Source organism: Streptomyces sp. NPDC030809 (assembly GCF_055572195.1).
The window spans coordinates 84,491-105,982 of record NZ_JBVIDV010000005.1; the positions used below are offsets into that span (position 1 = coordinate 84,491).

Genomic DNA, 21,492 nt, shown 5'->3' on the forward strand with positions numbered 1-21,492 from the left:
GTGCCGGAGCCGCTGCCGCCCGCTCGCCTTCGTCCTCGCGCCCGACCACCCGTACGTACGACGGTTGTCGACGCGGACCGAGTGCGGCTCTTACGGAGTGTCGGGGGTGTCGATGACGTTGCCGTCCTTGTCGAGGGTGTGGGTGTGCCAGTACACGTCCCACTTGTCGTCGAGCTGCTTGGGCACCTTGCCGTCCGGGTAGCGGGTGTAGCCCGGCGCGGGCTCTTCGCCGTTCGGCATGCAGGCCGAGCCGGAGCCGCCGATGGCGAGGACGGGGTATTCGCCGCTGTTGCAGACGTCCTCTTGGAAGTCCAGGTTGCAGCCCGTCAGCGCCAGGGCTGCGGCGGCGCCGGCGAGTGCGAGGGCGGCGGCCCGGAGGGGGGTGCGGCGGGGGGCGGCGGGGGACATCTTCTTCTCCTGTCGTTCGGTCGTTCCCCACTGTGGCGGGGGACGACCGAACGGGACTGAGTGCGCGTACTCAGCCGGTGGGTGTGCGGATGCTCAACCGGTCACCGGGACGTGGTGTCTTGGCGGTAGGCAGGGGTGAGCTCGGTGATGTCCACCGAGTGGTGGACGGTCTGGCTGGCGGCACCCGAGGTGTGGGTGCGCAGGAGGTCCAGGACGGCCTGGCTCAGCTTGTCCTTGGTCTCCTGGGTGCGGCCCGCGAGGAGGGCGATCTCGACGTGCACGACGGCGTGTTCCGCAGAGCCGTCGGCGACGAACGTCTCGTCCGCGGTGCGGAAACGGGTCTTGCACGCGGCCACCGGCGCGTCGACGAGGTCGGCGGCGAGCGTGTGCAGGGCGAGCCCGAAACCGCGGCGGTCGAACATGTCGGACAGCGACGCGGAATGGTCGACGGTGATGTGCGGCATCGTGCGCTCCTGGTGGGTGAGTTGGGCGTACGGGTGTGCTGAGCAGACAGTGTCACCCAGCCGGGGCGGGACGGGGGCGGCTTGAGGGAGGTCGGTCCCGGGCCCGGGCGCACAGGGCGGGGCGGCAGCCGTCCGGGCCCCACGCTGTGACCCTCCCGGTGCTCTGCTCCCCTTGCCCGTGGCCGCCGTGCCGGGGGCGCGCGATGAGGTGAGGGAGGGGCGTGCGGGTGTCGGTCGCCATCCGGTGGGGGTGCTTTCACACGAATGCCCGGCCGGATCTCTTGCGCGGCTCGCGATCGGGGCGCGTAGACAGGATGACGCAGGCCTGTGGCAGTGCTGCGGGGTGGCCGTTCTCCGAGGAAGAGGTCTTTCATGGCAGCGACGTCGACCGAACCGGTGGCACCGATTCCGATGGCCGGGCGCACGCCGGGCCAGGTGATCGTCAGCTGGATCACGACCACCGATCACAAGAAGATCGGGCACCTGTACCTGATCGCGTCGTTCCTGTTCTTCGTGTTCGGCGGGATCCTCGCGCTGTTGCTGCGGGCGGAGCTGGCGCCCGGCCGGGCATGCAGATCGTCTCCAGCGAGCAGTACAACCAGCTGTTCACCCTGCACGGCACGGTGATGCTGCTGTTCTTTGCGACGCCGACGTTCGCCGGTTTCGCCAACGCGATCATGCCGCTGCAGATCGGCGCGCCGGATGTGGCCTTTCCCCGGCTGAACATGCTGTCGTTCTGGCTGTTCCTCTTCGGCGGCCTGATCGTGATCGGCTCGCTGTTCACCCCGCAGGGCACGGCGGACTTCGGGTGGACGGCGTACACGCCGCTCAGCGGCGGCGAACGCACGCCCTATGTCGGGGGGAGCATGTGGACGATGGGGCTGGCGCTCTCCGGGTTCGGGACGATCCTCGGATCCGTCAACTTCGCCACCACCATCATCTGCATGCGCTCTCCCGGCATGACCATGTTCCGGATGCCGATCTTCACCTGGAACATCCTGCTGACCTCCGTGCTGGTGCTGTTCGCGTTCCCGGTGCTCGCGGCAGCGCTGCTGGTGCTGGAGGCCGACCGCAAGTTCGGGGCCCATGTGTTCGACCCGGCCAACGGCGGGGCCCTGCTGTGGCAGCACCTGTTCTGGTTCTTCGGCCATCCCGAGGTCTACATCATCGCGCTGCCGTTCTTCGGCATCATCACCGAGATCATCCCCGTCTTCTCCCGCAAGCCGATCTTCGGCTACATCGGCCTCATCGCCGCCACGCTCTCGATCGCGGGCCTGTCGCTGACGGTGTGGGCCCATCACATGTTCGCGACGGGGGCGGTGCTGCTTCCGTTCTTCTCCTTCATGACCTTCCTCATCGCCGTGCCGACCGGAGTGAAGTTCTTCAACTGGATCGGCACGATGTGGAAGGGCTCGATCTCGTTCGAGACCCCGATGCTGTGGTCGATCGGTTTTCTCGTGACGTTCCTCTTCGGCGGGCTCACCGGCATCATCCTGGCCTCGCCGCCGATGGACTTCCACGTGACGGACAGCTATTTCGTCGTGGCGCACTTCCACTACGTCGTCTTCGGCACGGTCGTCTTCGCGATGTTCGCCGGCTTCTACTTCTGGTGGCCGAAGATGACCGGCACGCTGCTCGACGAACGCCTCGGGAAGATCCATTTCTGGACCCTGTTCATCGGCTTCCACACCACCTTCCTCGTCCAGCACTGGCTCGGCGCCGAAGGCATGCCCCGCCGGTACGCCGACTACCTCGCCACCGACGGGTTCACCGCCCTGAACACGATCTCCTCGATCGGCGCGTTCCTGCTGGGCATCTCCACCCTGCCGTTCTTCTACAACGTATGGAAGACGGCCAAGTTCGCTCCCCGGGTCGAGGTCGACGACCCCTGGGGCTACGGCCGCTCCCTGGAGTGGGCCACCTCCTGCCCGCCGCCGAGGCACAACTTCGTCACCCTGCCGCGCGTCCGCTCCGAGTCCCCCGCCTTCGACCTCCACCACCCCGAGATCGCCGCGACGGAGTGGACCGGAGACCACGGAGCCCGCGACGTGGTCGACGACCCCGGGGCGCGGAAACTTCCCGGCGGCGGCCAGGACCCGGCAGGCAGGTAGGGCGTCATGGACCGCAAGGACACCACCGCAGGCATCGCGCGCCTGGAGGGGTACCTCATGAGCCGCGCCGCCCTCCACGACGCCGCAGCGGCCGGCGACGCGTTCGCCCGCGACCTGACCTGGCTGGGACCGGCCGAGCAGGCCGAGATCGCCCGCCGCTACGCCGACCAGTACCTGGCCCTGCGCCGCGAGATGCTGCGCGCCGTCACGGGCCGAGCGCGTGAGCTGCGCGCGGAGTACAGCAGCCGCTACCACCTCCTGCGCCGCCGCACCCTGGCCCTGGCCCTGGCCGCCATCACCCTCGTCACCGCCGCGGCGTGGATCCGCGTAATGAACTGACGTGGCGCCGCCGGGGCTCGCGGCCAGATCCGGCAGCGGCACCTTCCTCGTTTGCCCTGGCCCGTGCCGGAGGCCGGTTCGAGCGCGGCATCTCGCCGAACGCCCCGAGGGGCACGCGGCACCAAGGGAGTGTCAGACTGTGCTGATGATCAACGCCAAGGACACAGTCCGCGAGTTCCTCCTGCAGGTGCGATCGGGGCTGCACCCCGACCGGGCCGGTCGCTTCATGGCCGACCGCGTCAAAGCCCACCAGGTCGTCTCGGAGGCGCCGGTGGTCGTGGAGCGAACACCGCAGCAGTACACCGAGCACGTCCAGGAGATGGTCGATGCGTACGGCGCCTTCACGCTGACCGTGGACGAGCTCATCGCCGAGGGCGATCGCGTCTACGCCCGCTGGACCCAGACCGGGCGTCACGTCGGACCGGTCGACCAGTACCCGCCGACCGGTGCGCAGCTCACAGCGATGACCAGTGCGGTCTACCGCGTCGAGGACGGCCTGATCGCCGAGTACTGGATCCAGATCGACCGGCAGGGAATCACCGCCCAGCTCGAGCAAGCCGCTGCCGCGCGCTGATTTCAGACCCGGCCCCCGGGTACTCGCAAACACTCACCGCTTCCTCGCGGCCCCCGGTTCAGCCGGCCGGGGGCCGGGAGCGGGTGGGGTGGGCGTGCTGCGCCGGTCGGCGCGCCGGACGAGGAGGGAGAGGGCTGCCGCGGAGGTCAGGACGATGCCTGCGACCAGGTCGAGGATGCGGCTGCCGGTGTCGTGGGCGGTGTTCTGCAGCGCGAGCACGAAGGGGGCGGCGATCATCCAGACGCCTGCCAGTGCCACGGCCACGTCGGAGCGCCAGGTACTGCCCCGGTACAGGCGCGCGCCGGCCAGGAGCATCACGACGACGCCGACGAGTGCCTCGTTGACCTGTGCGTCCTTGGGGCCGTCGTGCGTGGCCATGGGGAAGATCCACAAGGCTGCGGCGGCTGCGAGCATGACGGCGCCGAGGACCTGGTCGTGAAGGCCTTGCCGGAAGGCGTGTGCCTGCGCCGGCGGCACCGGGGCACGGTGCTGGTGGACGGTCATGTGACTGCTGCCTTTCAGGCGCGGGGGATCAGGCGGGAGTCGGCGGGCCGTCTGGATCTGTTTGCAACCCGGTTGCGGCGTCCTGTCCGAGCCGGCGCAGTTCTTCGGCGGTTTCCCGGCCGGCGGCCTGCGCCCTGCCGGTGGTCGTGGCAGCGGCCTCCCTGGCCGTGTCCTTCACGGATTCCACGGCCTCCTGGGCCGGTTCCCTCAGCTCCTCCTTCACTTCCTGCGCGGCTTCGAGGGCGGTCTGCTTGACCGGTTCGAGCACCTGGTCGGCGTGTTCGCGCAGTTGCCGTCCCGCTGCCTCCTCCGCCTCGGTGACCGGCAGGAGGGCGGCTGCGAGCATTCCGGCGGCGAAGGCCATCAGTCCTGCCGCCAGCGGGCTGCCCTGGGCCTGCCGGCTGATCCGCGCCGGGGCCTGCTGCACGGCCTCCTGCACGGTGCCGCCGAGCTCCTTGGCCGTTGCGCTCACGCCACCCGCGGCTTCCTGCAAGGTCTCTGCGGTGCCGTGCGCCGCGTCCTGTGCTGTGCCCATCACGCGCTCCTTCACTGCGTTCACTCGGCCGCGCACGGCCTCGACCTTCCGGCCGGCCACCTTGCCGGGGGCCACCCGGTCCGCCAGGCGGTCCACGGTCCGGGACAGGTGAGCACGCCGGTATTCCATGTCGCGTTTCAACTGGTCGGGTGTCGCGCCCATCGCGCGTCCTCCTTCAAAGTCTCCAGAGTCTGCCGCGGCTTGAGGTCGACGGTGCGCAGGCGGTCGCGGCCCTTCGTGTAGAGCACCCCGCCGATCACCGCCCACAGGGCCGTGACGGCGAGTGCTGCCCAGGCCGGGTCCATCACGTGGGCCAGGGCGAAGACGACCGCCAGGCTGCCGAACACGAGCACGAGGTGCCCGGCGTACCCGGCTCCGCCGAGCAGGCCGAACGCCTTGCCGGCCTTGGCGGAGTCCTGCTTGATCTCGGCCTTCGCCAGTTCGATCTCGTCGCGGACCAGCTGGGAGAGGTCCTCGCCGATCTCACCGACGAGTTCCCCGAGGGACGGCTGCCGCGTCTCCTGCCGTACGGGCGCCGCGGGCGCCGGGGATCGTTCCTGTGAGGAGAGCGCCATGCTCAGACGCCTCCCCCGGGATGCGACGGGGCGCCGGCGGCCTGCGAGCCGGACGGCGGATACACCGCATGCGTCGGGGAGACGTGCGGGGGCTGGGATTGTCCGTAGGTGTCGACGGGGTCGTCATAGCCGGGGGGTATGCCGCTCGGTTCGGGGCGGGGGGCGGTCGACGGTGTGCTGTCCGTCCGGGTGCCGGACCGGGTGGCCATGGCAGAGGCAGAGGCAGAGCCGGCCGGTGGCCGTCCTGCGGCTGCACCGGCTCCCTTGCCGACGCGCGCCACGACGAAGCCGGCCAGTGCCGCCCCCGCGAGGAAGGCGCCGGGACGGCGCCGTGCGAAGGACTGCAGGTCGCCGACCAGACCGTCCGGACCGCGTTCCTCCAGGTGACCGGCGATCCGGTGGCCGGCGTCGGCGATCTGCCGGACTGTGCGCGCCATGGTGGAGTCGGCCTGGCCATCCCCTCCGAGTTCGCTCAGCTCGTGCGAGAGGCGGCGTACGTTCTGTGCCAGCCTTTGTGTTTGCGTCCCGGCCTGGTCGGCGAGCCGGCTGCGGAACTCGCTCACGAGGTCCCGGGCCTGGGAGGCGGCTTCATCCACCACCTGAGCGGCCTGTTCCTTGGCCGCACCGCCGACTTCCGCGGCCTTGCTGCCGACCAGGGCCGCCCCGCCGCCTGCCGTGTCCTGAACCGTTTGTGCCACCGCCGCCGTCGTGCTCTGCGGCCGGCGGTCCACGTCCTCGACGTCACTCAAAGCTCCTCCTGGTGAAGGGCGATCGGGCATTACAGCGGGCGCCTGCCCTCCTTTCCGTTCGTCACCCCGAAAACCACGGGCGATTCGAAGCGCGCATCGCGCGCAGGCCGTCGCGGCTGCCGCAGCGTCCTGCTGGCGGTCCGGCCAGGGCCGGGCGGGCGCTCAGTCTCCGGATGGGCCGTCGGGGTCCTTCATGGCCTTGCGGATGGCATCGCGGGTGCGGTCCATCAGCGCGGCCACCGGGCCCAGCAGGAGGTTGGCCGCGGCGTCTTCCACTCCGGGGCGGGGGTGGGTCGGAGCCATCCTCTCCGCCACCCGGACCGCCTTCGCCATGGCCATGAGCCTGGCCGGGGAGGCGTTGCGGCGCAGCTGGGCGAATTCGTAGCGTTCCTCGGCTCTGGCGTGTGCCAGGACGTCGTCGCGCAGGGCGAGCAGTTGCGGCATGAACCTCGGGTCGCCGGTGTCGGTCGCTTCGAGTGCGGCCAGTACCTGCTTGGCCTCCTTCTCCTCGGCGAGGCGTTCCTGCACGACGTCATCGCCGCCGTCGAACGCGCGGCGCGCGTGGGGGTGTACGACTTCCTCCTCCGCGGTCTCGTGGACGGCGAGGAGCCGCACCAGGCGGCCGAAGGCTTCCCGGCGGGCTTCGCCCTTGCCGAGTCGTACTTCTTCGAAGAGGCTGCGGATCCGGCCGTGCTGGCGCATGAGGAGCGCCACCACGTCCTCTCCGGCGGCGGGATCGCCGGGCTGTTTGGCGTCGTCCGCGGTGCCGGGCGTGCCCTGCATCTCTCGCATCGTGGTCACGGGGTCCTCCTGGAGCATGGGTGGGCTCTGCGGGCCCGGTCAGGCGCGCAGCCGGGGGTCGGGGTGCGGGCCGTCGCTCTCGATGCGGTAGTCCCTCCCGAACAACTCCTGGTGCTGCTGTACGACCCGGTCGCTGGGAGGCGCCTCACCGCCGTGGATCTGTGCCTGCATCTTCTCGAAGCGCTCGTGCGCGTCCCGGACGTAGCCGGCGCCGAGGGTGGTGAGGTCGATCTGCGTGGCCAGGAGCTCCCGGAGGTATCCCTTGTTCGGTTCGAACGTGATCGGGTCGGGGAGTTCCGGGGCGAGCACCTCCTCCGGCTCACGCCCGTCGTGGCGGCGCATCATGTCGCACGCGATCCGGAGGTGTTCCAGCTCCATGTTCAGGTGCAGCTCCCACAGCGCCTTCACCTTGGGGTGGGTCTCCTGCTCCATGAAGGAGTAGTACAGGTAGCACTCGTTGTACTCGTGGTTGACCAGCTGTTCCCACCAAGTCTCTCCGGGGTCGACCAGTGACTCGTAGTGGGTCACGTGCTCTTCTTCGATGAGGCCGATCTCCTGGTAGAGCCGGCGCGCGATGGGCTCCATGTAGGTGGGTCCGGTGTTCATGTAGAAGTTCATGGTCTGCTGCTCGGCCGACAGGATGGTCAGCGCGTGCAGCTTCGAGAGCGGCTCGGTGGCCGCCTTGTCGTAGGGATCGCGCACGTTGTCCACCGGGTCCCGGTGGTGCATCGCCGTGGGGCGGCCGGGCATGACCTCGGTGAACCCGTTCACGATCGCGTCGGCCTTGCGGTGCTCGATCATTTCGTAGAGGTTCGCGTACCGGTACAGGTGGTCGAAGTCCTCCAGGACCCCGAATTCGTAGGCCTGCGTGAGGTACGGGTCGGGCTCCATGCGGGCGATCCAGGCAGTGAGGTCCACGGCCACCTGCTCATAGGCGATCGTCGTCTCCAGTACGGAGGACACCCCCGGGAGCAGCCAGTTCACGGCCTTCTGCTGCTGTGACTCGATGTAGCGGGTGCGGGCCAGCTGCCGTTTGACCTCCGGGTCCACGCAATTGCGGGCGAGGGTGTGGCTGAAGAGGATCGCCTCCACCTCGATGCCGTTCATCGTGATGATGCGGCAGCGGGTGTACGGGTCGGCTGCGTCGGGGTCGATCGGGGCCACGTCGAGTTCACGCCAACTGCGCAGCTGGCGGTCGAGGGGGATGCCACGCTGTTCGAGCGGATTGAAGGCCATGACGGTCACCGGCTTCCCAGGCTGATGTGCCACGTGTCCCGGACGGATCACGACTGCATGCCTGACACCGCCACTGCCTCGTGCCGGGCGGATGAAACCCCTGTGCCGGCCGGGCTCGATGGGGTGGTGGTCACGCGGGGGGGCCGGTGTCCGCGCCCGTCAGGTGGGCAGGGGCAGGTCCGCCCAGACGGTCTTGCCGCGTGGCTCCGGCCGGGTTCCCCAGTGCCGGGCGAGGCGGTCGATGATGAACAGGCCGTGGCCGCCGATGCTTCCGGGGTGGTGTGCGGTGAGGCGGGGTGCGGCGGGGCTGCGGTCGCTGACGGCGATCCGCAGCAGGCCCTCGTGCTGGTCCAGGGCGAGGCGCGTGGCGCCGCCGGCATGCTTGACCGCATTGGAGAGCAGTTCCGCGGCGACGAGGACGGCGTCCCCGTCTCCGGCCGGCAGGTTCCAATCCGCGATGGTCCGGCGCACCCAGGCGATGCCCGCACTGCACACCTCCGCCGCCGAGGACTCGTCCAGGTCGAGCTCTTGGTGGCGCATGGCCGAGGGCGGAACACCCATGGGCAGTCCCCAGCAGGCCGGCGGGTTGGTCCTCGCGCCTGCCCATCGAGCGCCGGGTCACACCCCGGGGGGCCGACGCGGTCAGTGCGGGTTGTGGGCGGCAGCTTCCGCGAGGGTGGAGTGGACGACGAAGGAGCGGGAGGTTCCCGTCACCTGCAGCACTTGCTCGACCGCCGGGCTGGGGGCGATCAGGGCCAGCGCGACGCCCTGGGCGCGGGCGGCGTCACGTACGGCGAGGAGAAGGTTCAGGCCCTCCGCGGTGAACAGTTCCACCGCATCGAGGTCGATCGCGAGCAGGCGGGGCCGGGCCCCGAGGGCCTCGCGCAGGGCCGGCTCTGCGATGGTCCTGGTGCCGGTGTGCAGATCGCCGGACAGGACGCAGACCAGGGCGTCCCCGACCCGGACCGTGTCCGTCTTCAGTCCGGGTGCCGGCATCGGCAGGCCTCCAGCGCCAGTGCTCATGACCGCCGCCTCCTTGCTGTCCCGCACACCCGCGCCGTCGCCGGCGGTCGCCGCCGTGGTTCCGGCCGTCCGTGCGCCGGTCAGCAGCCCCGGGCGGGGGTGTTACCACCGTACGCCCCGGCTCGCCCGGCGAGCCCCCAGAGCCTGCCGGATCCGGGGCCCGGGATCGGCATGGGCCCGGTACGCGGCGGCGGGTTGCCGGGACTCCGGATGAAAGGCCGCGGAGCGGTGAGAAGCGAAGAGCAGGTGACGGCGCGAGACGCAGGTCGGGCGCAGGGGCCGCAGCGCCGGGTCGCGCCTGCGCGTGCTCGCGAACGCGGGGTGGGGGCAGGACCGAAGGACGGCAGGACCGGAGGACCGGAAGCAGGTGGGCTGGTGGACTGGGTGCCCTCGAACGACGGTGCTGCTGCCGCGGCGCCGGCCGTCCGGGTGCCGGTGATGACGATGCACTGGCGGCAGCAGGCGTTCGTGCACTGGTCCTACCGTCCCGGAGACGTGCAGGCGCTGCTGCCGGCGGGGCTGGAGGCCGACCTGTTCGGCGGGCGGGCCTGGGTGAGCCTGACGCCTTTCGTCATGTGCGGGGTGCGCGTGTTCGGGCTGCCGCTCGTCCCGGACACGTTCCCGGAGACGAATCTGCGGACGTACGTGCGGCACCGCGGCGGGCCCCCGGGCCTGTGGTTCTTCTCGCTCGACGTCACCCAGCCGCTGCTCCTCGCGGCCTGCACCCTCGGCGTGCCCTACCGCCTCGCCCGGCTCACCGTCGCGCCCGGCGGCATGAGCTGCCGCTACACCGGCCGCCGCAGATCCGCCGGCACCGGCTACGACCTCGTCGTACGGACCGAAGGCGCGGAAGCCGCCGGCCCCCTGGACACGTGGCTCACGCAGCGCTTCCACGCCTACTCGGCCCGGGCGGGACGCCTCTGGCGCACCCCGGTCCGGCACGAGCCCTGGCCCCTGGTCAGAGGCACGGCGGCCAAGGTCGGGCAGGGACTGACCCGCGCTGCCGGACTGCCCGATCCCTGCGGTGAACCCCTGGCCCACACCTCTCCCGGCGTCGGGCCCGTCGCCCTCGGCCCCGCCCGGCCGGCCTGAGCCCGCCGCGCGCGACGGGAGTGCCGTGGAGCGCGTGATTGAAGTGCCGTGGAGGGGACAGGTGCCAGGTCCGAGTACGAATCAGTACGAAGCAGTACGAGGAACGGAAGCATGGGAGCACTGTCATGCCTGATCCGCAGGAGAGGAAGGACGGCCGGTCGCCTTTGGAGCAGGTGACCGGTGAGCGCGATGTGTCCCCCGAGGAGGAGCGCGGGCGGGGCGTCTCCGGGTCGGACGGCAAGGGCCGGATCGAGGAGGCGGCGCAGAAGCTCAAGGACGCAGCGCGGGAGGTCATGGGCACCGGAAAGGGTGCGTCGGCGGAGGGTTCTCAGCGGGCCCCGTCCCCCGGGGATGCGGCATAGGCCGCACTGCCGTGGAGGGGCGCGGGGCGCATCGCCCGGCCCGCCCCGGGCGGGCGTGCCGCGGGCCGGCCCGCGGTGCCGGCGGAAGGGCAGGCGTCAGCCCCGCGTGCACCGCGGCCGCTTGGGGCCGAAGGACCCGTTCGGCCCCGGGTGGACCGCGCAGCCGACCGCCCTCGCACTCCGATGGTGCGCGAGGGCGGTCGGCTGCGCCGCAACTCTCTGGCGGCATACGGCTCGACTAGCGGGGGCTGGACATGGGCCGGTCCGCCATCCGGGCCCGCGGACGGGTGCTCCGGTCACGGGCGCCGGAGGCCGCGGCGAGGGCGAGCATGAAGGCGATCGCGCCGGCTATGAGGTTGCTGGTGATCGAGCGGGTGTGGGCGACGTCGCCCGCCACCACCCACGGGGCGACGCAGGTCCAGATGCCGAGGGCGGCTGCCGCCCACGCCATCGAGTGGGTGCGCTCGTACGAGGTGCCGAGGCCGCCGCACAGCAGCATGTACGCCAGCCCGGCGATCAGGTTCGTGACCGCGAGGGTCGTGAAGTCGTTGAAGCCGACGATCCAGGGAGAGGCGGCCAGGTAGAGCCCGGTCAGGACCGCGAGGGCCTCGATCATCTGCGCCTTCGGAGTGGCGACCGCACGGTCGTGCCGGGCGCGCAGCTCCATCAGGTCGGGGTGCTCCTCGATCGGTGCACGGTGGGTTGATGCCATCACGACCTCCTCTGGGACCAAGATTCCGAAACCGCCCCTACCCAGATAAGAAAGGAATAAAAGGGACAGATACTGCAACTTCGGTGCATAACGCTCGACGGAAAGTGCACGGGTGCGGCGCCTCCGCCGACAGGCCGGCCGGCCAGCCGCCAAATCCCGTTGACCACCCCCGGCGGGCAGTGCTGGAGTCGGCGCGTGGACAGCATCCCCGCGAACCGGCGGTTCTGGAACCGGATCAGCAGCGACTACCAGCACGCGCACGACCCGCGCATCGGCGCCACCCCACGGCTGTGGGGCATGTACTCCATCCCCGACGCGCACCTGCACGCCCTGGGCGAGGTCGCGGGCAAGCGGGTCCTCGAACTCGGCTGCGGCGCCGGCCAGTGGTCCAGGGCGCTCGCCGCCGAGGGCGCCACCGTGGTCGGGCTCGACCTTTCCGAAGCCCAACTCGCCGCAGCGAGCCACGCGATGGGAGCCGTCCGCTACCCGCTCGTGCAGGGCGCCGCCGAACAACTCCCCTTCGCCGACGGCAGCTTCGACCTGGTGTTCTGCGACTTCGGCGGACTCAGCTGGGCACCTCCGCACCTGGCCGTCCCCCAGGCCGCACGCGTCCTGCGCGGGGGCGGGCGCCTGGTGTTCAACGTCGCCAGCCCGTGGTTCGAAGCCTGCTACGACGAACCCGCCCGACGGGTGACCACGACGCTGCAACGGGACTACTTCGGGCTGGACGCCATCGCCGAGGGGGACGACGCGACCAGCTACCAGCTCACGTACGGCGGCTGGGTCAGGGTCCTGCGCGGCGCGGGCCTCGTCATCGACGACCTCATCGAACCGCGACCCGAACGCGGAACCCTCAACGGCTACAACGAGACCGACCCGCCCGACTGGGCGCACCGCTGGCCGGCGGAACTGCTCTGGGTGACCCGCAAACCGTAGACCTACCGGCCGCCCGGACCCGGGGTGCGGCGGCCTGAGCGGGAACCCGCGTACGCGGCGGTGCGCACCGTGCGCAGGCGGGCGCCGGGCCTGAAGCCGGGCACGGAGTTGAGGTAGGGGTCGAACATGAGGCCGTCGGGCGGCTGCTCTTCCTGGAGGACCAGCTCGGCCAGGGTTCGCCAGCCTCCCTCCGTCGCCAACCGCAGGTCGAAGGCCAGGGGACGGCGCGCGATCGCAGTCCGCAGGGCGGCCGGGTGTGCCGCCACTCGGGCGGTGCCCGGCACGGGGAATGCGGCGACGACACCCTGGCTTCGCCCTACGACGTAGGAGAGGAGGGTCGAGTACGGCCCGCGCGTGGCGTGGGCGCGGGGCAGCGGCAGATGCCGGCCGAGGCGGCTGCTGCCACTGCTGGTGAGCAGCAGGTCGAGGCCCTTCCCCGCTGCGTCGACGTCCTCGATGTGCAGAGCGAGCCCGAGCCCGTCCGGCAGGACGGGAGGCAGTCCGGCCGCTCGCGACCACCGGACGGTGACGGCATGAACCCCGGCCTCGTCGAGCCACGGCACTCCCCACGAGCCGCCGCGGGGGCCTGCGCGGGGGGCGGTGACGACGAGGCGGCCGGTGAACACGGCCCCGTGCGGATGCAGTGCGGGCCGCCAGCCCCGGCGGCGCGCCACCGCCCGCGCCATGCGGAACACCAGGGCCGCGACGAGCCGGCTTCCCGGGCTCCGGCCGACCGAATGGGACCTGTACACGGGCACTTCTGCGCACCTCTGCTCTTCCGTCTCTTCTCCGTCTCTTCGACGGACTTCCCGGGCGGGGTGCCCGGGCCCGGGGACACGGTGTCCGGGCCGCCGTGCGGTTCGGCAGACCGGTGCCCGGTCCGGGCGCCTGTCCACCCCACCCCCGGCCAAACCCCGTCGCGGCAATGACCGCGCGGTTTCGGACGCCCGGACCGCTTCACCGCCGCCTCCGCGGCGCCGACGGCAGGGTTCCCCCGCGGCGGGACGGGCAGGCGCAGCTCATGACGGGGATTCCGAGTACCGAAGCCCGCGGCGAGCGGGCCGCGCACCTGGTGGCCCTGGCCGTCTTCGGCACCTACGCGGCCGCCTGGGGCCGGGCGCTGAGGACCCGCGGGGGGTCTGCCGGGCGCGGCCACGTGCACACGCGCACGGGCCGCGTGCCGGCCGTACTGCTGACCGGGGTCGCGACGTTCCGGCTCAGCCGGCTGATCAGCAAGGCCAAGATCACGCGACCGTTGCGCGAGCCGTTCACGGAGGTCGAGGGGGCAGGAGGCCCGGCGGAGCTGAACGAGGTCCCGAGGGAGTCCCACCGGGTGCTCGGGGCCCTGCTCGGCTGCCCGTTCTGCCTGGGTGTGTGGGTTGCCACGACCCTGATCGGTGCGGGACGGGTCTGGCCGCGCGAAGTCGGAGCGGTGGAGGAAACCCTCGCCGCGGTGGCCACCGCGGACGCCCTCCACTTGGCCTACGCCCGGCTTGTCCGTGCCTCCGAGAAGCCATGAGCAAGACCCGGAGCAGAAGCAAGGAGGCGGTCATGCACCGTGAGGTGGCCCTGGCTCGGGCCCAGGGACTGTTCAACGTCGTCGGCGGCCTGTGGCCGGTGCTCTCGCTCAGGACATTCGAACGGGTCTACGGCGCGAAGGCCGACGGCTGGCTGCAGAAGACGAGCGGGGCCCTGCTGGCCTCGGCGGGGATCAGCATGCTGCTGGCGGGCGGCGACCCCCGGGGGGTGCGCCACGCCCGTCGTACCGGGATGGGCACGGCACTGACCTTCCTCGCGATCGACCTCGTGTACGTCCCGCGCCGGCGCATCCCCGCCACCTATCTGCTGGACGCCGCCAAGGAGGCAGCGTGGCTGGTGGCGTGGTGGAAGGCGGCCGCCCGGCGAGCCGTGTGACCGGCTCGCGGGCCCTTCGGCTCAGCCCTTGCGCACCGGCTCGGCGGCGGCCTCGGATTCCGATCCTCGGCGCCCGCCGCGTGCCGGGCCGGGGCACTGGCCTCCCGGCGTCCGCGAAGGGGTGCCGCCGCAGCGGGAGGCACCGTGCATCCCGAGCCGACGGCGTACGCCTCCCCGGGCTTGCGGGCCCCTCGGGGGTTCGCGAGCGCCTTGCGCCATGCATCGCCCGCGTGGACCGTGCCCGGTCAGACGTCCGCCGATACGGCGGTGTCGTGCGGTTCGGTGGCCACGATCAGCACGCCGTGTTCACCGCTGGCCGGGGTGGAGGCCTGGCGGATGAAGGCCTCCCATTCCACTGGCCACAGCGTGGCCGCATCCCAGCGGATGCCCTTGAGCGGTACGTCGTCCAGGTTGGCCTGGCTCAGGTCCTCGCCGACGAAGTCGCTGCTGACGCGCTCGACGGCGGCCACCACGCGGTGCAGGGCCAGAGCCTGGTCGTGCGCGTGCTCCAGGTCTTCGGTGAGGTCCTGCGTGATCACGTCGGCCCCCAGGAGGCCGTCGGGTTCGCCACCGTCGCGGACGGCGGGGCCGAGGAGCGGGACGAGCTCCTCCTCCATGAGGTGCTGGGCGTTGTGCACGTCGCGCAGGAGTTGCTCGACGTGGGCTTCCAGAAGGGTCTGGACCTCGGTGAGGTAGTCGGATCCGACCAGGTCGGGCCTGGGCCGGTCCTGCGGGGCCGGCAGGGCCTCCACGTGTGCGAGTTGCTCGGTCAGCTTCTCGATGAGCCAGCCGGCACCCGGCGGAACCTCCCCGGCCTCCAGGAACTGGCTGAGCTTCCCGAGGGTGGAGAGTGCGGTGCGCACGGCGAGGGCGAGGTCGCGCGGCCAGTAGATCCCGGCGAGGTGCAGCGCTTCACGACGGTACTTCAGGCGAACGGAGGCACGGCGGCCGGCCAGCGGGCGGTAGGGCGCGAATGCCGCCTCGGAAGGCAGCGGACGGCGTTCGCCGGCGTGACCGGAGGGCTGGTGCAGCCGTTCCCGCACCGCGGAGCCGGTGGCCCGGTGGGCGGCGGCCAGCAGGCGGTCCAGGGCGAGCTCGGGGTCGCGGAGCTCGGGAGTGCCTCCCTGAGCCGCCATCCGGTCGCTTACGGCCCTGCCCAGGGACCGGTGCGCCGAGGCGAGCAGGGAGTCGAGGTGGTCGGTGGGGCCGGGGGCGTTGCTGGGGGTCGGGGTGGCGCTCATGATTCTCCCTTCGGCGCTTCCTCGTGCCGGTCTTCGCTCTCCAGGCCGAGCCCTGCCTTCAGCGCGGCGCGGGCCCGGGTCAGGTTCTGGCGGACGGCTGCTTGGGTGGTGCCCATGGCGCGGGCGCTCTCCTCGGTGGTGAAGCCGTCGAGCGTCCACGCCAGAGCGGCTCGCTGCTTGGAGGGGAGTTTGAGGAGCTGGGCGATGACCTGCCGCTCCTCCTCACCGATCTCGGCAGCCTGGGCCGGAGTCTGCCAGCGCAAGCTGGTGTGGTGCGGCTCGGGCAGCTCCGCGCACGCTTCCTCGGGGCGGACCTGCTGGCTGACCCAGGACCGCCAAGCCACCTTGCGCAGCCATGCCTTCGGGAAGGTGATGGCCAGGCCCGGCGTGCACATCTTGGTGAACGCGTCCTGGGCGGCGTCCTGGGCCTCGGACCATGACGCTCCGGACATGAGCAGGAAGCGGACCAGCGCCGGGTACTGCTCGTGGTGCAGGGCCTCCGCCAACTGGCGGCCCGGCAGTGCCGGGGCCGACGCTTCCAGGGGTGGGGTGTCGGGTACCGCCTCGACGAGGAGTTCAGGAGTGCCGGCATCCTCCATCACAACCACCCCCGATCCCCTGCGACTCGGGTGCGAACCGGAAACGCCGCGGGCCGGCCGACTCCTGCATCGCGCCGTGCCGGGCGGCGTACCGCACCCGGGCCGTCGCCCCTTCGTCGGCGATCCGCGCCAGTTCGACATCTGCGATCAAGCGGCGGTGGACGATCTTCACCACGCCGCTGATGGCACTGACGAGCACGGTCGCCACCGCCCCTGCCACAACCGGATCCACTCTGGTCACTCCCTACTCGCACCATGCAGCGCATCGAATGTGCAGCAACAGAGCGGCAGGAGGCGCGAGTTGTGACATCTGGCTGGTCAGAGCAGGGCTGTGCCCGCCGTTCCCGTCGGCCGCGGGCCCCGGCCGGTACCGCCCCCCCTACGGCTTGGACGGCGGGTTCCTGCCGGGTGCCTCGCGCACGGCGTGCGTCGGACGCCAGCGGAACGTAAGGGGGACGTAAGCGGTGGGGGGCAAGGTGGGTTCCGCACTGCCATCCGTACTCGGACAGGAGTCCCATGTCCCGCCCCACCCCCCGCCACGCCGACGGCGTACGACCGCTCCGGCGCTCCCGCCGGTTGGCCGGTCTCGTGTCGGCCGCCTGCCTCGCCCTGGGCGCCGCGCTGCTCAGCCCCGCTCCCGCCGGGGCGGCCGGTTCGACCAACGAGCACGCGGTGTCCAACCTCGGCCAGCCGGACCGCGCCGAGTGGATGTGGGGCATCGCGAGCGACACTCCGCTCTCGAACATGTCCATCCCCGGCACCCACGACACGCTCGCCCTCCACGGGATCTGGGCGCAGACGCAGGACGACTGGGGCGACAGCGCGGAGACCCTGGCGGCGCAGCTCGACCGCGGCATCCGGGCCATCGACATCCGGGCCCGCGTGTCCGGGAACGCCTCCTTCACGATCCACCACGGCGTCTACTACCAGAACGCCAACTTCGACGACGTGCTGACCAAGGCGCAGTCGTTCCTCCGCGCGCACCCGACCGAGGCGATCGTGATGCGCCTGCGGGCCGAGTGCGAATACGGGGACGACACCTCCGCCACCGCCTGCGCGAACGACCCGAAGACGGCGACCCCGGAGACCGTCCGGGCGATCTTCGGCGAGTACCTGCGGAAGTACCCCGGCCTCTTCTACGCCCCTTCGGTGTCGGGTGGCGGGCGGGCGAACGTGCCCACGCTCGGGCAGGTCCGCGGCAAGGTGGTCCTGGGCAGCTTCGACAATGCCGGAGCCGACGACACGTACGGGCTCAAGGGCTTCAACGACCACAAGGAAGACCACTACGAGGCGGAGAGCGTCCCGGCGAAGTGGGGCTACGTCCGGGACAACGTCAACAGGGCGATGGCGGGTTCTGCCAGTGACCTGTACCTGACGTATTCCTCCGCCTCCAAGTTCCCCGACCTGTCCCCGCAGAAGTTCGCCGGTGTCGAGATCGCCGCGGTCAACTACGGCCTGATGAGGCACCTCAACGGGACGGTGGGCCGGGTCGGCATCGTCATGATGGACTTCCCGGGCTGGGGCCTGGTGAACGCGATCATCGACCACAACGCCGGCAACATGGTCAAGGGCGGCCACCGGTCGATCTGGCTGGTCACCGCCGACAAGACGTACGTGAACAGCCTGCACCAGGACCGGTGCATGGTGCGCGGTCCGGAGTTCGACAGCTCCAAGGAGGGCGGCCTGGTCACCCAGCGCCCGTGCCAGTCCAGCCCGCCCAGCAGCCACCAGTGGGTGGCCACGAAGCCGGACACGTTCGACGGCAAGGGCTACTTCTGGATCAAGGCGAGCAACGGCAAGTGCCTGACGATGCCGTACAACAACGGGGTCACCCCGCCCGCCGGCACCCAGCTCTTCTGGTGGCCGTGCGAGACCCGCTGGTTCTCGGGCAGCCAGATGTGGAACGTCATGCCGACCAAGCTCGCCACCCCGACCGGGTCCCGGCCGGCGTACTACTTCATCAACAACTGGACGGGCCTGTGCCTGTCCATGGACCCGGCCACCGCCTCCGCCACGAGCGGCAAGGTCACCCAGGACGTCTGCCCCAAGTAGCACCGCGTCCCTGCAGAGCAAGCCCCGGGCCGCCCCTCCTTCGGGAGGGGCGGCCTGCCCCTTTCCATCGCGCGTCGAGGCTCAGGGGTGGGCGCAGCGGGCCGGATGGCGGGAACCGGCGCGTCCCTGGCGGCGCCGGGGTGTCACCCCCGCCAGATGTTCGCGAAGGCCGCGTTCTCGATGGAGCGCCGCTGGCGTACCGCTTCGAGTTCCATCACGGCGTCGTTGACGCACGCGAGCACGGTCGTGACGGCTTCGTCGGCAGGGGCGGCCGGCCCGTCGGGGCGGCCCGGGCCGCGGATGCCCAGGACCTCGGCGAGGGCGGCGAGGACGGGCTCGTCCGCCTCCCAGCGGCTGCGGGCCCGCTGACGGGCGGGTGAGTCCACCGGCTCCAGGCGTTCGGCCCCGAAGGAGAGCCGGCCGCGCCGCGCCGGGGCCAGCTGCCCGTCCTCCTCAAGGGCGCGCTGGTAGACCGCCGCCAGGTCGCGGCCCCGGCGCCACAGCCAGTCCTCCACCGGCTCGTGGGGCGCCTGCCTGACGACTGCCGAGGACGCCGCGTCCAGCAGGGCGTCGTCCAGTGCCGGCTGCCCGCCGGGGACGATCCGCCCGGCGTCCAGGACCACGGCCTGGGCGCCGAGGAGGTCGATCAGCTCGGCTGCCGCGAGGGCGAGGGAGAGGTCGCCCTGCCCCACGGGGTCCTGCGGGTGCGGTTGCGGGTCCAGGGCCAGGAGGAACAGGTCGGTCGCCGTGGTCATGTGCGGCTCTCCTCGGAGTCGTCGGAGGTGCGGTGCCTGACGTGGTGGGTCATGTGGCGTGTGGGCCATGTGCCGTGCGCTCCCCAGTGTCCCCCGCCGGCCCGGTGTGCAGGGCGGCGCGCAGTGGTCCGGTCCGTTTCCCCCGTCCCTGGTACGAGGATTCAGGTGGGGGCGCGGGCGCGAACGGGTAGACCCTCCTCGTCCGGCAGAACGGCAGCGATCGACGGCACCGCACCACCGACGGCACGCCCCCGGCATCGGCGCCGTCGCCCTGCGGCCATCCCCCTCCTCCCCCGGCACCACCCGACACCCGTGGATCCGGACCCGGCTCCGGCCCACCCCTTACCGGGACCCGCCTCGCGCGGGCCCTCGGCACGCCCAGGAGGCGCCATGGCCCTGTCCCGAACCGAGTACGTCAACCTCCTCCGCAGCCAGGCCGGATACCACGAGGGCCGGGACGCGGACGGCAACTGGAACAACGTCCAGAAGTTCTCGCCCGCCACGGCCGGCCTGGAGTGGTCGCAGGGCATGCCGTGGTGCGCGGTGTTCACCGCGTGGGGTGCCGACGAGCTCGGCGAGCGCAACTCATGGCCGATCACGGCCAGTTGCAGCACCGCCGTGCGGTGGTGGAAGCACGCCGGCCGGTGGACCGACTACCCGGTCCTCGGCGGCCCGTTCTACCTGGGCAGCGCGGGACAGGACCACGTCGGTGTCGTCTACGCCTACGACGCCGACTCGATCTGGACCGTGGAGGGCAACACCAACGCGAACGGCAGTCCGCAGGGCGACGGCGTGTACCTGCGGGTGCGGCCGCGGCGCGGGCCGGGGAGTCCGTACGGCTACGGCGTCCCGGCGTTCGCCGAGGGCACCGTCTGCGCGGATCCCGCGCTCGGCGGCACGGCGAAGGCTTCCGTCCCGGCCCCGCGGCCGCAGCAGCCTCGGGTCTTGCTCGCGCACCTCGTCGACGCGGCCCGGCGCGATCCCGGGGGCCGGCAGGGCGCCACCACCCATCCGGCCGAGGTGAACGTGGTGGAGGTGGCCCTGGCCGCCGAAGGGCTGCTGGCGGACGCGTACGCCCACGACGGCTCGTACGGGAGCCTGACCGTGGCCGCGTACGCGCGGTTCCAGCGCCGGCACTCCGACCGCCACGGCCTGGGCTGGGGCCCCGACGACTGCAACGGCGTGCCCGGCGCGACCTCGCTGACCGCCCTGGGGAAGGCACACGGCTTCACGGTCACCGCTTAGCGTCCGCGCGCAGGATTACGATGCGGCGACGCGGCCCGACGCCACGAGGCCAGGAGGTCCGGAGGTCCGGAGGTCCGGATGGAGCCGACGACGTCCCCCCTGGGCGCCTTGGACGCCGCGCTGTGCGGGGACGTGCGGTTCGAGTTCCTCCGGCCGCACGGCGAGCGGGTGGTCGGCGTGGTCCTCCACCACGGCGAGTCGCCGCGCTGGAGCGGCTGGGCGCCTGCCCGGGCATCGCCGGACCCGGCCCTGGGCCGGCGCACGCAGCGCTGGCCGGCCTGAGGGCCCCGGATACGCCCGGCGGGCAGCCGCGTCCGGTTGGGAGGGGCGGCCGCCCCCGTGGCGGCGGCCGCGCAGGCTGGCCTCGCGGTCCCGGCGATCGCGGCTCCTTTGAGGGCCGCGGGAACGCAATCCGGCCATCCCTCGACGTCACCGTGGCGAGAAAGCACCCTTTGCCACCCTCGCGTTGCAAGTTCTTGCAGAATCTTGCGCAAGAACTTGCCGGCTTGCCGCGGACCCCGTCCGCGCAGCGGTCCCGGGCCGGCCATCACCGAGGAGACACCGGATGCCCCAGCAGACGCACCCGCACCGCCCGGGAGCCGCCGCGTGCGGCGCGCCCCGCGCCCGGGTCACCCGTACCCGGATCGCAGGCCTCGCCGTGCTCGGCGCGGCGTGCGGCTTGGTGCCGGCCGGGCAGGCGCAGGCGGGAACCGGCCCGCAGGACCATGCGGTCGTCAGCTTCGAGGTCCGGGCGACGACCGTGTGGGGGGAGAACGTGTACGTGTCCGGGAGCAGTCCCGAGCTCGGGTCGTGGGACCCGGACAAGGCGGTGCCGCTGTCCGCGGCCGGCTACCCGCAGTGGAGCGCGACGGCGGTCACCGCGCCGTCCTCCCCGGTGCTGTTCAAGTACCTGCTGAAGCGGCCCGACGGCCAGGTCGTGTGGGAGCAGGGGGCGGACCGGCTGGTCAGCACCCCGTCCGGCACCTCTTTCCTCACGCCGCACGACGCCTTCCGCACGGGACCGGACACTCCCGCCCCGGGCACCGCGCCCGCCTGCGCCTCCGTGGCCACGACCTGGCGGTACGCGTCGGTCCACAACGGCTGCGGCGCCGCACTGCCCCTCCAGGTCCAGCACCGCAGCGGAGACCTGAGCGACTGCCGCACGGTGCCGGCCGGCGCGACGTCCACCTTCCCCGGCTCCGGACCGGCTTCCGACGACGTGGTGGCCGTACGGATCTGCTGACGCGGCGTCGGGCCCGGCCCGC

General features: G+C 71.9%; 27 protein-coding genes and 1 pseudogene. 12 read left to right on the plus strand and 16 right to left on the minus strand.

The window, feature by feature from the left end; all coding sequences use genetic code 11:
• Nucleotides 1-90: 90 nt before the first annotated feature.
• Both ACZ407_RS08820 and ACZ407_RS08825 read right to left on the minus strand, forming a co-directional pair.
• Nucleotides 91-408 carry an SCO0607 family lipoprotein gene (locus tag ACZ407_RS08820; RefSeq protein ID WP_468126699.1) on the minus strand — a complete coding sequence of 106 codons (318 nt, stop codon included), beginning with the start codon at nucleotides 406-408 and terminating at the stop codon, nucleotides 91-93.
• A 101-nt stretch (nucleotides 409-509) separates the two neighbouring features.
• Complete coding sequence (locus ACZ407_RS08825; protein WP_468126701.1) at nucleotides 510-872, minus strand: 5-carboxymethyl-2-hydroxymuconate Delta-isomerase; 363 nt, start codon at nucleotides 870-872, stop codon at nucleotides 510-512.
• Between the two features lie 372 nt (nucleotides 873-1,244).
• On the opposite strand from ACZ407_RS08825, the pseudogene ctaD reads away from it, so the two are divergent.
• The 3 genes and pseudogenes from ctaD (at nucleotide 1,245) to ACZ407_RS08840 (ending at nucleotide 3,896) form a co-directional block, all read left to right on the plus strand.
• Nucleotides 1,245-2,983: pseudogene (ctaD, locus tag ACZ407_RS08830) on the plus strand (aa3-type cytochrome oxidase subunit I).
• A 6-nt stretch (nucleotides 2,984-2,989) separates the two neighbouring features.
• Complete coding sequence (locus ACZ407_RS08835; protein WP_468126703.1) at nucleotides 2,990-3,322, plus strand: hypothetical protein; 333 nt, start codon at nucleotides 2,990-2,992, stop codon at nucleotides 3,320-3,322.
• 145 nt (nucleotides 3,323-3,467) lie between these two features.
• Complete coding sequence (locus ACZ407_RS08840; protein WP_468126705.1) at nucleotides 3,468-3,896, plus strand: ester cyclase; 429 nt, start codon at nucleotides 3,468-3,470, stop codon at nucleotides 3,894-3,896.
• Nucleotides 3,897-3,929: 33 nt separating this feature from the next.
• Here the strand turns inward: ACZ407_RS08840 and ACZ407_RS08845 are convergent, their stop codons facing one another.
• From ACZ407_RS08845 to ACZ407_RS08880, 8 genes are all read right to left on the minus strand, one after another.
• A complete protein-coding gene (locus ACZ407_RS08845; protein WP_468126707.1) occupies nucleotides 3,930-4,400 on the minus strand; it encodes an SPW repeat domain-containing protein in 471 nt (156 codons plus the stop codon).
• 28 nt (nucleotides 4,401-4,428) lie between these two features.
• Complete coding sequence (locus tag ACZ407_RS08850; RefSeq protein ID WP_468126709.1) at nucleotides 4,429-5,097, minus strand: DUF3618 domain-containing protein; 669 nt, start codon at nucleotides 5,095-5,097, stop codon at nucleotides 4,429-4,431.
• Nucleotides 5,073-5,510 carry a phage holin family protein gene (locus ACZ407_RS08855; protein WP_468126710.1) on the minus strand — a complete coding sequence of 146 codons (438 nt, stop codon included), beginning with the start codon at nucleotides 5,508-5,510 and terminating at the stop codon, nucleotides 5,073-5,075. Before ACZ407_RS08855 ends, ACZ407_RS08850 begins: the two co-directional genes overlap by 25 nt.
• A 2-nt stretch (nucleotides 5,511-5,512) precedes the next feature.
• On the minus strand, nucleotides 5,513-6,259 hold the full coding sequence (locus ACZ407_RS08860) for a hypothetical protein (protein ID WP_468126712.1): 747 nt from the start codon (nucleotides 6,257-6,259) through the stop codon (nucleotides 5,513-5,515).
• A gap of 162 nt (nucleotides 6,260-6,421) precedes the next feature.
• Complete coding sequence (locus tag ACZ407_RS08865; RefSeq protein WP_468127109.1) at nucleotides 6,422-7,051, minus strand: hemerythrin domain-containing protein; 630 nt, start codon at nucleotides 7,049-7,051, stop codon at nucleotides 6,422-6,424.
• A 48-nt stretch (nucleotides 7,052-7,099) separates the two neighbouring features.
• Nucleotides 7,100-8,296, minus strand: coding sequence for a hypothetical protein (locus tag ACZ407_RS08870; RefSeq protein ID WP_468127110.1), 1,197 nt, complete (start codon nucleotides 8,294-8,296; stop codon nucleotides 7,100-7,102).
• 159 nt (nucleotides 8,297-8,455) lie between these two features.
• Nucleotides 8,456-8,857 (minus strand): ATP-binding protein, encoded by a 402-nt coding sequence (locus ACZ407_RS08875; RefSeq protein ID WP_468126714.1) that lies wholly within the window; start codon nucleotides 8,855-8,857, stop codon nucleotides 8,456-8,458.
• A gap of 81 nt (nucleotides 8,858-8,938) precedes the next feature.
• Nucleotides 8,939-9,319 (minus strand): STAS domain-containing protein, encoded by a 381-nt coding sequence (locus ACZ407_RS08880; RefSeq protein ID WP_468126716.1) that lies wholly within the window; start codon nucleotides 9,317-9,319, stop codon nucleotides 8,939-8,941.
• Between the two features lie 375 nt (nucleotides 9,320-9,694).
• Here ACZ407_RS08880 and ACZ407_RS08885 point away from each other — a divergent pair, with 375 nt between their 5' ends.
• Nucleotides 9,695-10,411: a YqjF family protein gene (locus tag ACZ407_RS08885; protein WP_468126718.1), complete on the plus strand. Its 717-nt coding sequence runs from the start codon at nucleotides 9,695-9,697 to the stop codon at nucleotides 10,409-10,411.
• Nucleotides 10,412-10,536: 125 nt separating this feature from the next.
• Nucleotides 10,537-10,773: a hypothetical protein gene (locus ACZ407_RS08890; RefSeq protein ID WP_468126720.1), complete on the plus strand. Its 237-nt coding sequence runs from the start codon at nucleotides 10,537-10,539 to the stop codon at nucleotides 10,771-10,773.
• A gap of 238 nt (nucleotides 10,774-11,011) precedes the next feature.
• Here ACZ407_RS08890 and ACZ407_RS08895 read toward each other — a convergent pair whose 3' ends face one another.
• Nucleotides 11,012-11,485 (minus strand): SPW repeat protein, encoded by a 474-nt coding sequence (locus ACZ407_RS08895; RefSeq protein WP_468126721.1) that lies wholly within the window; start codon nucleotides 11,483-11,485, stop codon nucleotides 11,012-11,014.
• 195 nt (nucleotides 11,486-11,680) lie between these two features.
• Between ACZ407_RS08895 and ACZ407_RS08900 the strand changes: the two genes are divergently transcribed.
• Nucleotides 11,681-12,421, plus strand: a complete 741-nt coding sequence (locus ACZ407_RS08900) for a class I SAM-dependent methyltransferase (RefSeq protein WP_468126723.1) — start codon at nucleotides 11,681-11,683, stop codon at nucleotides 12,419-12,421.
• Between the two features lie 2 nt (nucleotides 12,422-12,423).
• Here ACZ407_RS08900 and ACZ407_RS08905 read toward each other — a convergent pair whose 3' ends face one another.
• Complete coding sequence (locus ACZ407_RS08905) at nucleotides 12,424-13,173, minus strand: phosphodiesterase (protein ID WP_468126725.1); 750 nt, start codon at nucleotides 13,171-13,173, stop codon at nucleotides 12,424-12,426.
• Nucleotides 13,174-13,442: 269 nt separating this feature from the next.
• Here ACZ407_RS08905 and ACZ407_RS08910 point away from each other — a divergent pair, with 269 nt between their 5' ends.
• Together ACZ407_RS08910 and ACZ407_RS08915 are read left to right on the plus strand one after the other, a co-directional pair.
• On the plus strand, nucleotides 13,443-13,940 hold the full coding sequence (locus ACZ407_RS08910; protein WP_468126727.1) for a DUF1360 domain-containing protein: 498 nt from the start codon (nucleotides 13,443-13,445) through the stop codon (nucleotides 13,938-13,940).
• 32 nt (nucleotides 13,941-13,972) lie between these two features.
• Nucleotides 13,973-14,335, plus strand: coding sequence for a hypothetical protein (locus tag ACZ407_RS08915; RefSeq protein WP_468126729.1), 363 nt, complete (start codon nucleotides 13,973-13,975; stop codon nucleotides 14,333-14,335).
• A gap of 245 nt (nucleotides 14,336-14,580) precedes the next feature.
• Here the strand turns inward: ACZ407_RS08915 and ACZ407_RS08920 are convergent, their stop codons facing one another.
• The 3 genes from ACZ407_RS08920 to ACZ407_RS08930 are packed head-to-tail and all read right to left on the minus strand — an operon-like array spanning nucleotide 14,581 to nucleotide 16,407.
• Entirely contained in the window at nucleotides 14,581-15,576 is a 996-nt protein-coding gene (locus ACZ407_RS08920; RefSeq protein WP_468126731.1) for a hypothetical protein, read from the minus strand.
• Nucleotides 15,573-16,175 carry an RNA polymerase sigma factor gene (locus ACZ407_RS08925; protein WP_468126733.1) on the minus strand — a complete coding sequence of 201 codons (603 nt, stop codon included), beginning with the start codon at nucleotides 16,173-16,175 and terminating at the stop codon, nucleotides 15,573-15,575. The genes ACZ407_RS08920 and ACZ407_RS08925 overlap by 4 nt, the downstream gene beginning before the upstream one ends.
• A complete protein-coding gene (locus ACZ407_RS08930; protein WP_468126735.1) occupies nucleotides 16,153-16,407 on the minus strand; it encodes a hypothetical protein in 255 nt (84 codons plus the stop codon). The genes ACZ407_RS08925 and ACZ407_RS08930 overlap by 23 nt, the downstream gene beginning before the upstream one ends.
• A 284-nt stretch (nucleotides 16,408-16,691) precedes the next feature.
• On the opposite strand from ACZ407_RS08930, the gene ACZ407_RS08935 reads away from it, so the two are divergent.
• Complete coding sequence (locus tag ACZ407_RS08935) at nucleotides 16,692-18,227, plus strand: phosphatidylinositol-specific phospholipase C domain-containing protein (RefSeq protein ID WP_468126737.1); 1,536 nt, start codon at nucleotides 16,692-16,694, stop codon at nucleotides 18,225-18,227.
• A gap of 143 nt (nucleotides 18,228-18,370) precedes the next feature.
• Here the strand turns inward: ACZ407_RS08935 and ACZ407_RS08940 are convergent, their stop codons facing one another.
• A complete protein-coding gene (locus ACZ407_RS08940; protein WP_468126739.1) occupies nucleotides 18,371-18,982 on the minus strand; it encodes a GPP34 family phosphoprotein in 612 nt (203 codons plus the stop codon).
• Between the two features lie 390 nt (nucleotides 18,983-19,372).
• On the opposite strand from ACZ407_RS08940, the gene ACZ407_RS08945 reads away from it, so the two are divergent.
• From ACZ407_RS08945 to ACZ407_RS08955, 3 genes are all read left to right on the plus strand, one after another.
• Nucleotides 19,373-20,227, plus strand: coding sequence for a CHAP domain-containing protein (locus ACZ407_RS08945; protein ID WP_468126741.1), 855 nt, complete (start codon nucleotides 19,373-19,375; stop codon nucleotides 20,225-20,227).
• A 78-nt stretch (nucleotides 20,228-20,305) separates the two neighbouring features.
• Nucleotides 20,306-20,509 (plus strand): hypothetical protein, encoded by a 204-nt coding sequence (locus tag ACZ407_RS08950; RefSeq protein ID WP_468126743.1) that lies wholly within the window; start codon nucleotides 20,306-20,308, stop codon nucleotides 20,507-20,509.
• 283 nt (nucleotides 20,510-20,792) lie between these two features.
• A complete protein-coding gene (locus tag ACZ407_RS08955) occupies nucleotides 20,793-21,470 on the plus strand; it encodes a carbohydrate-binding module family 20 domain-containing protein (RefSeq protein WP_468126745.1) in 678 nt (225 codons plus the stop codon).
• Nucleotides 21,471-21,492: the final 22 nt, after the last annotated feature.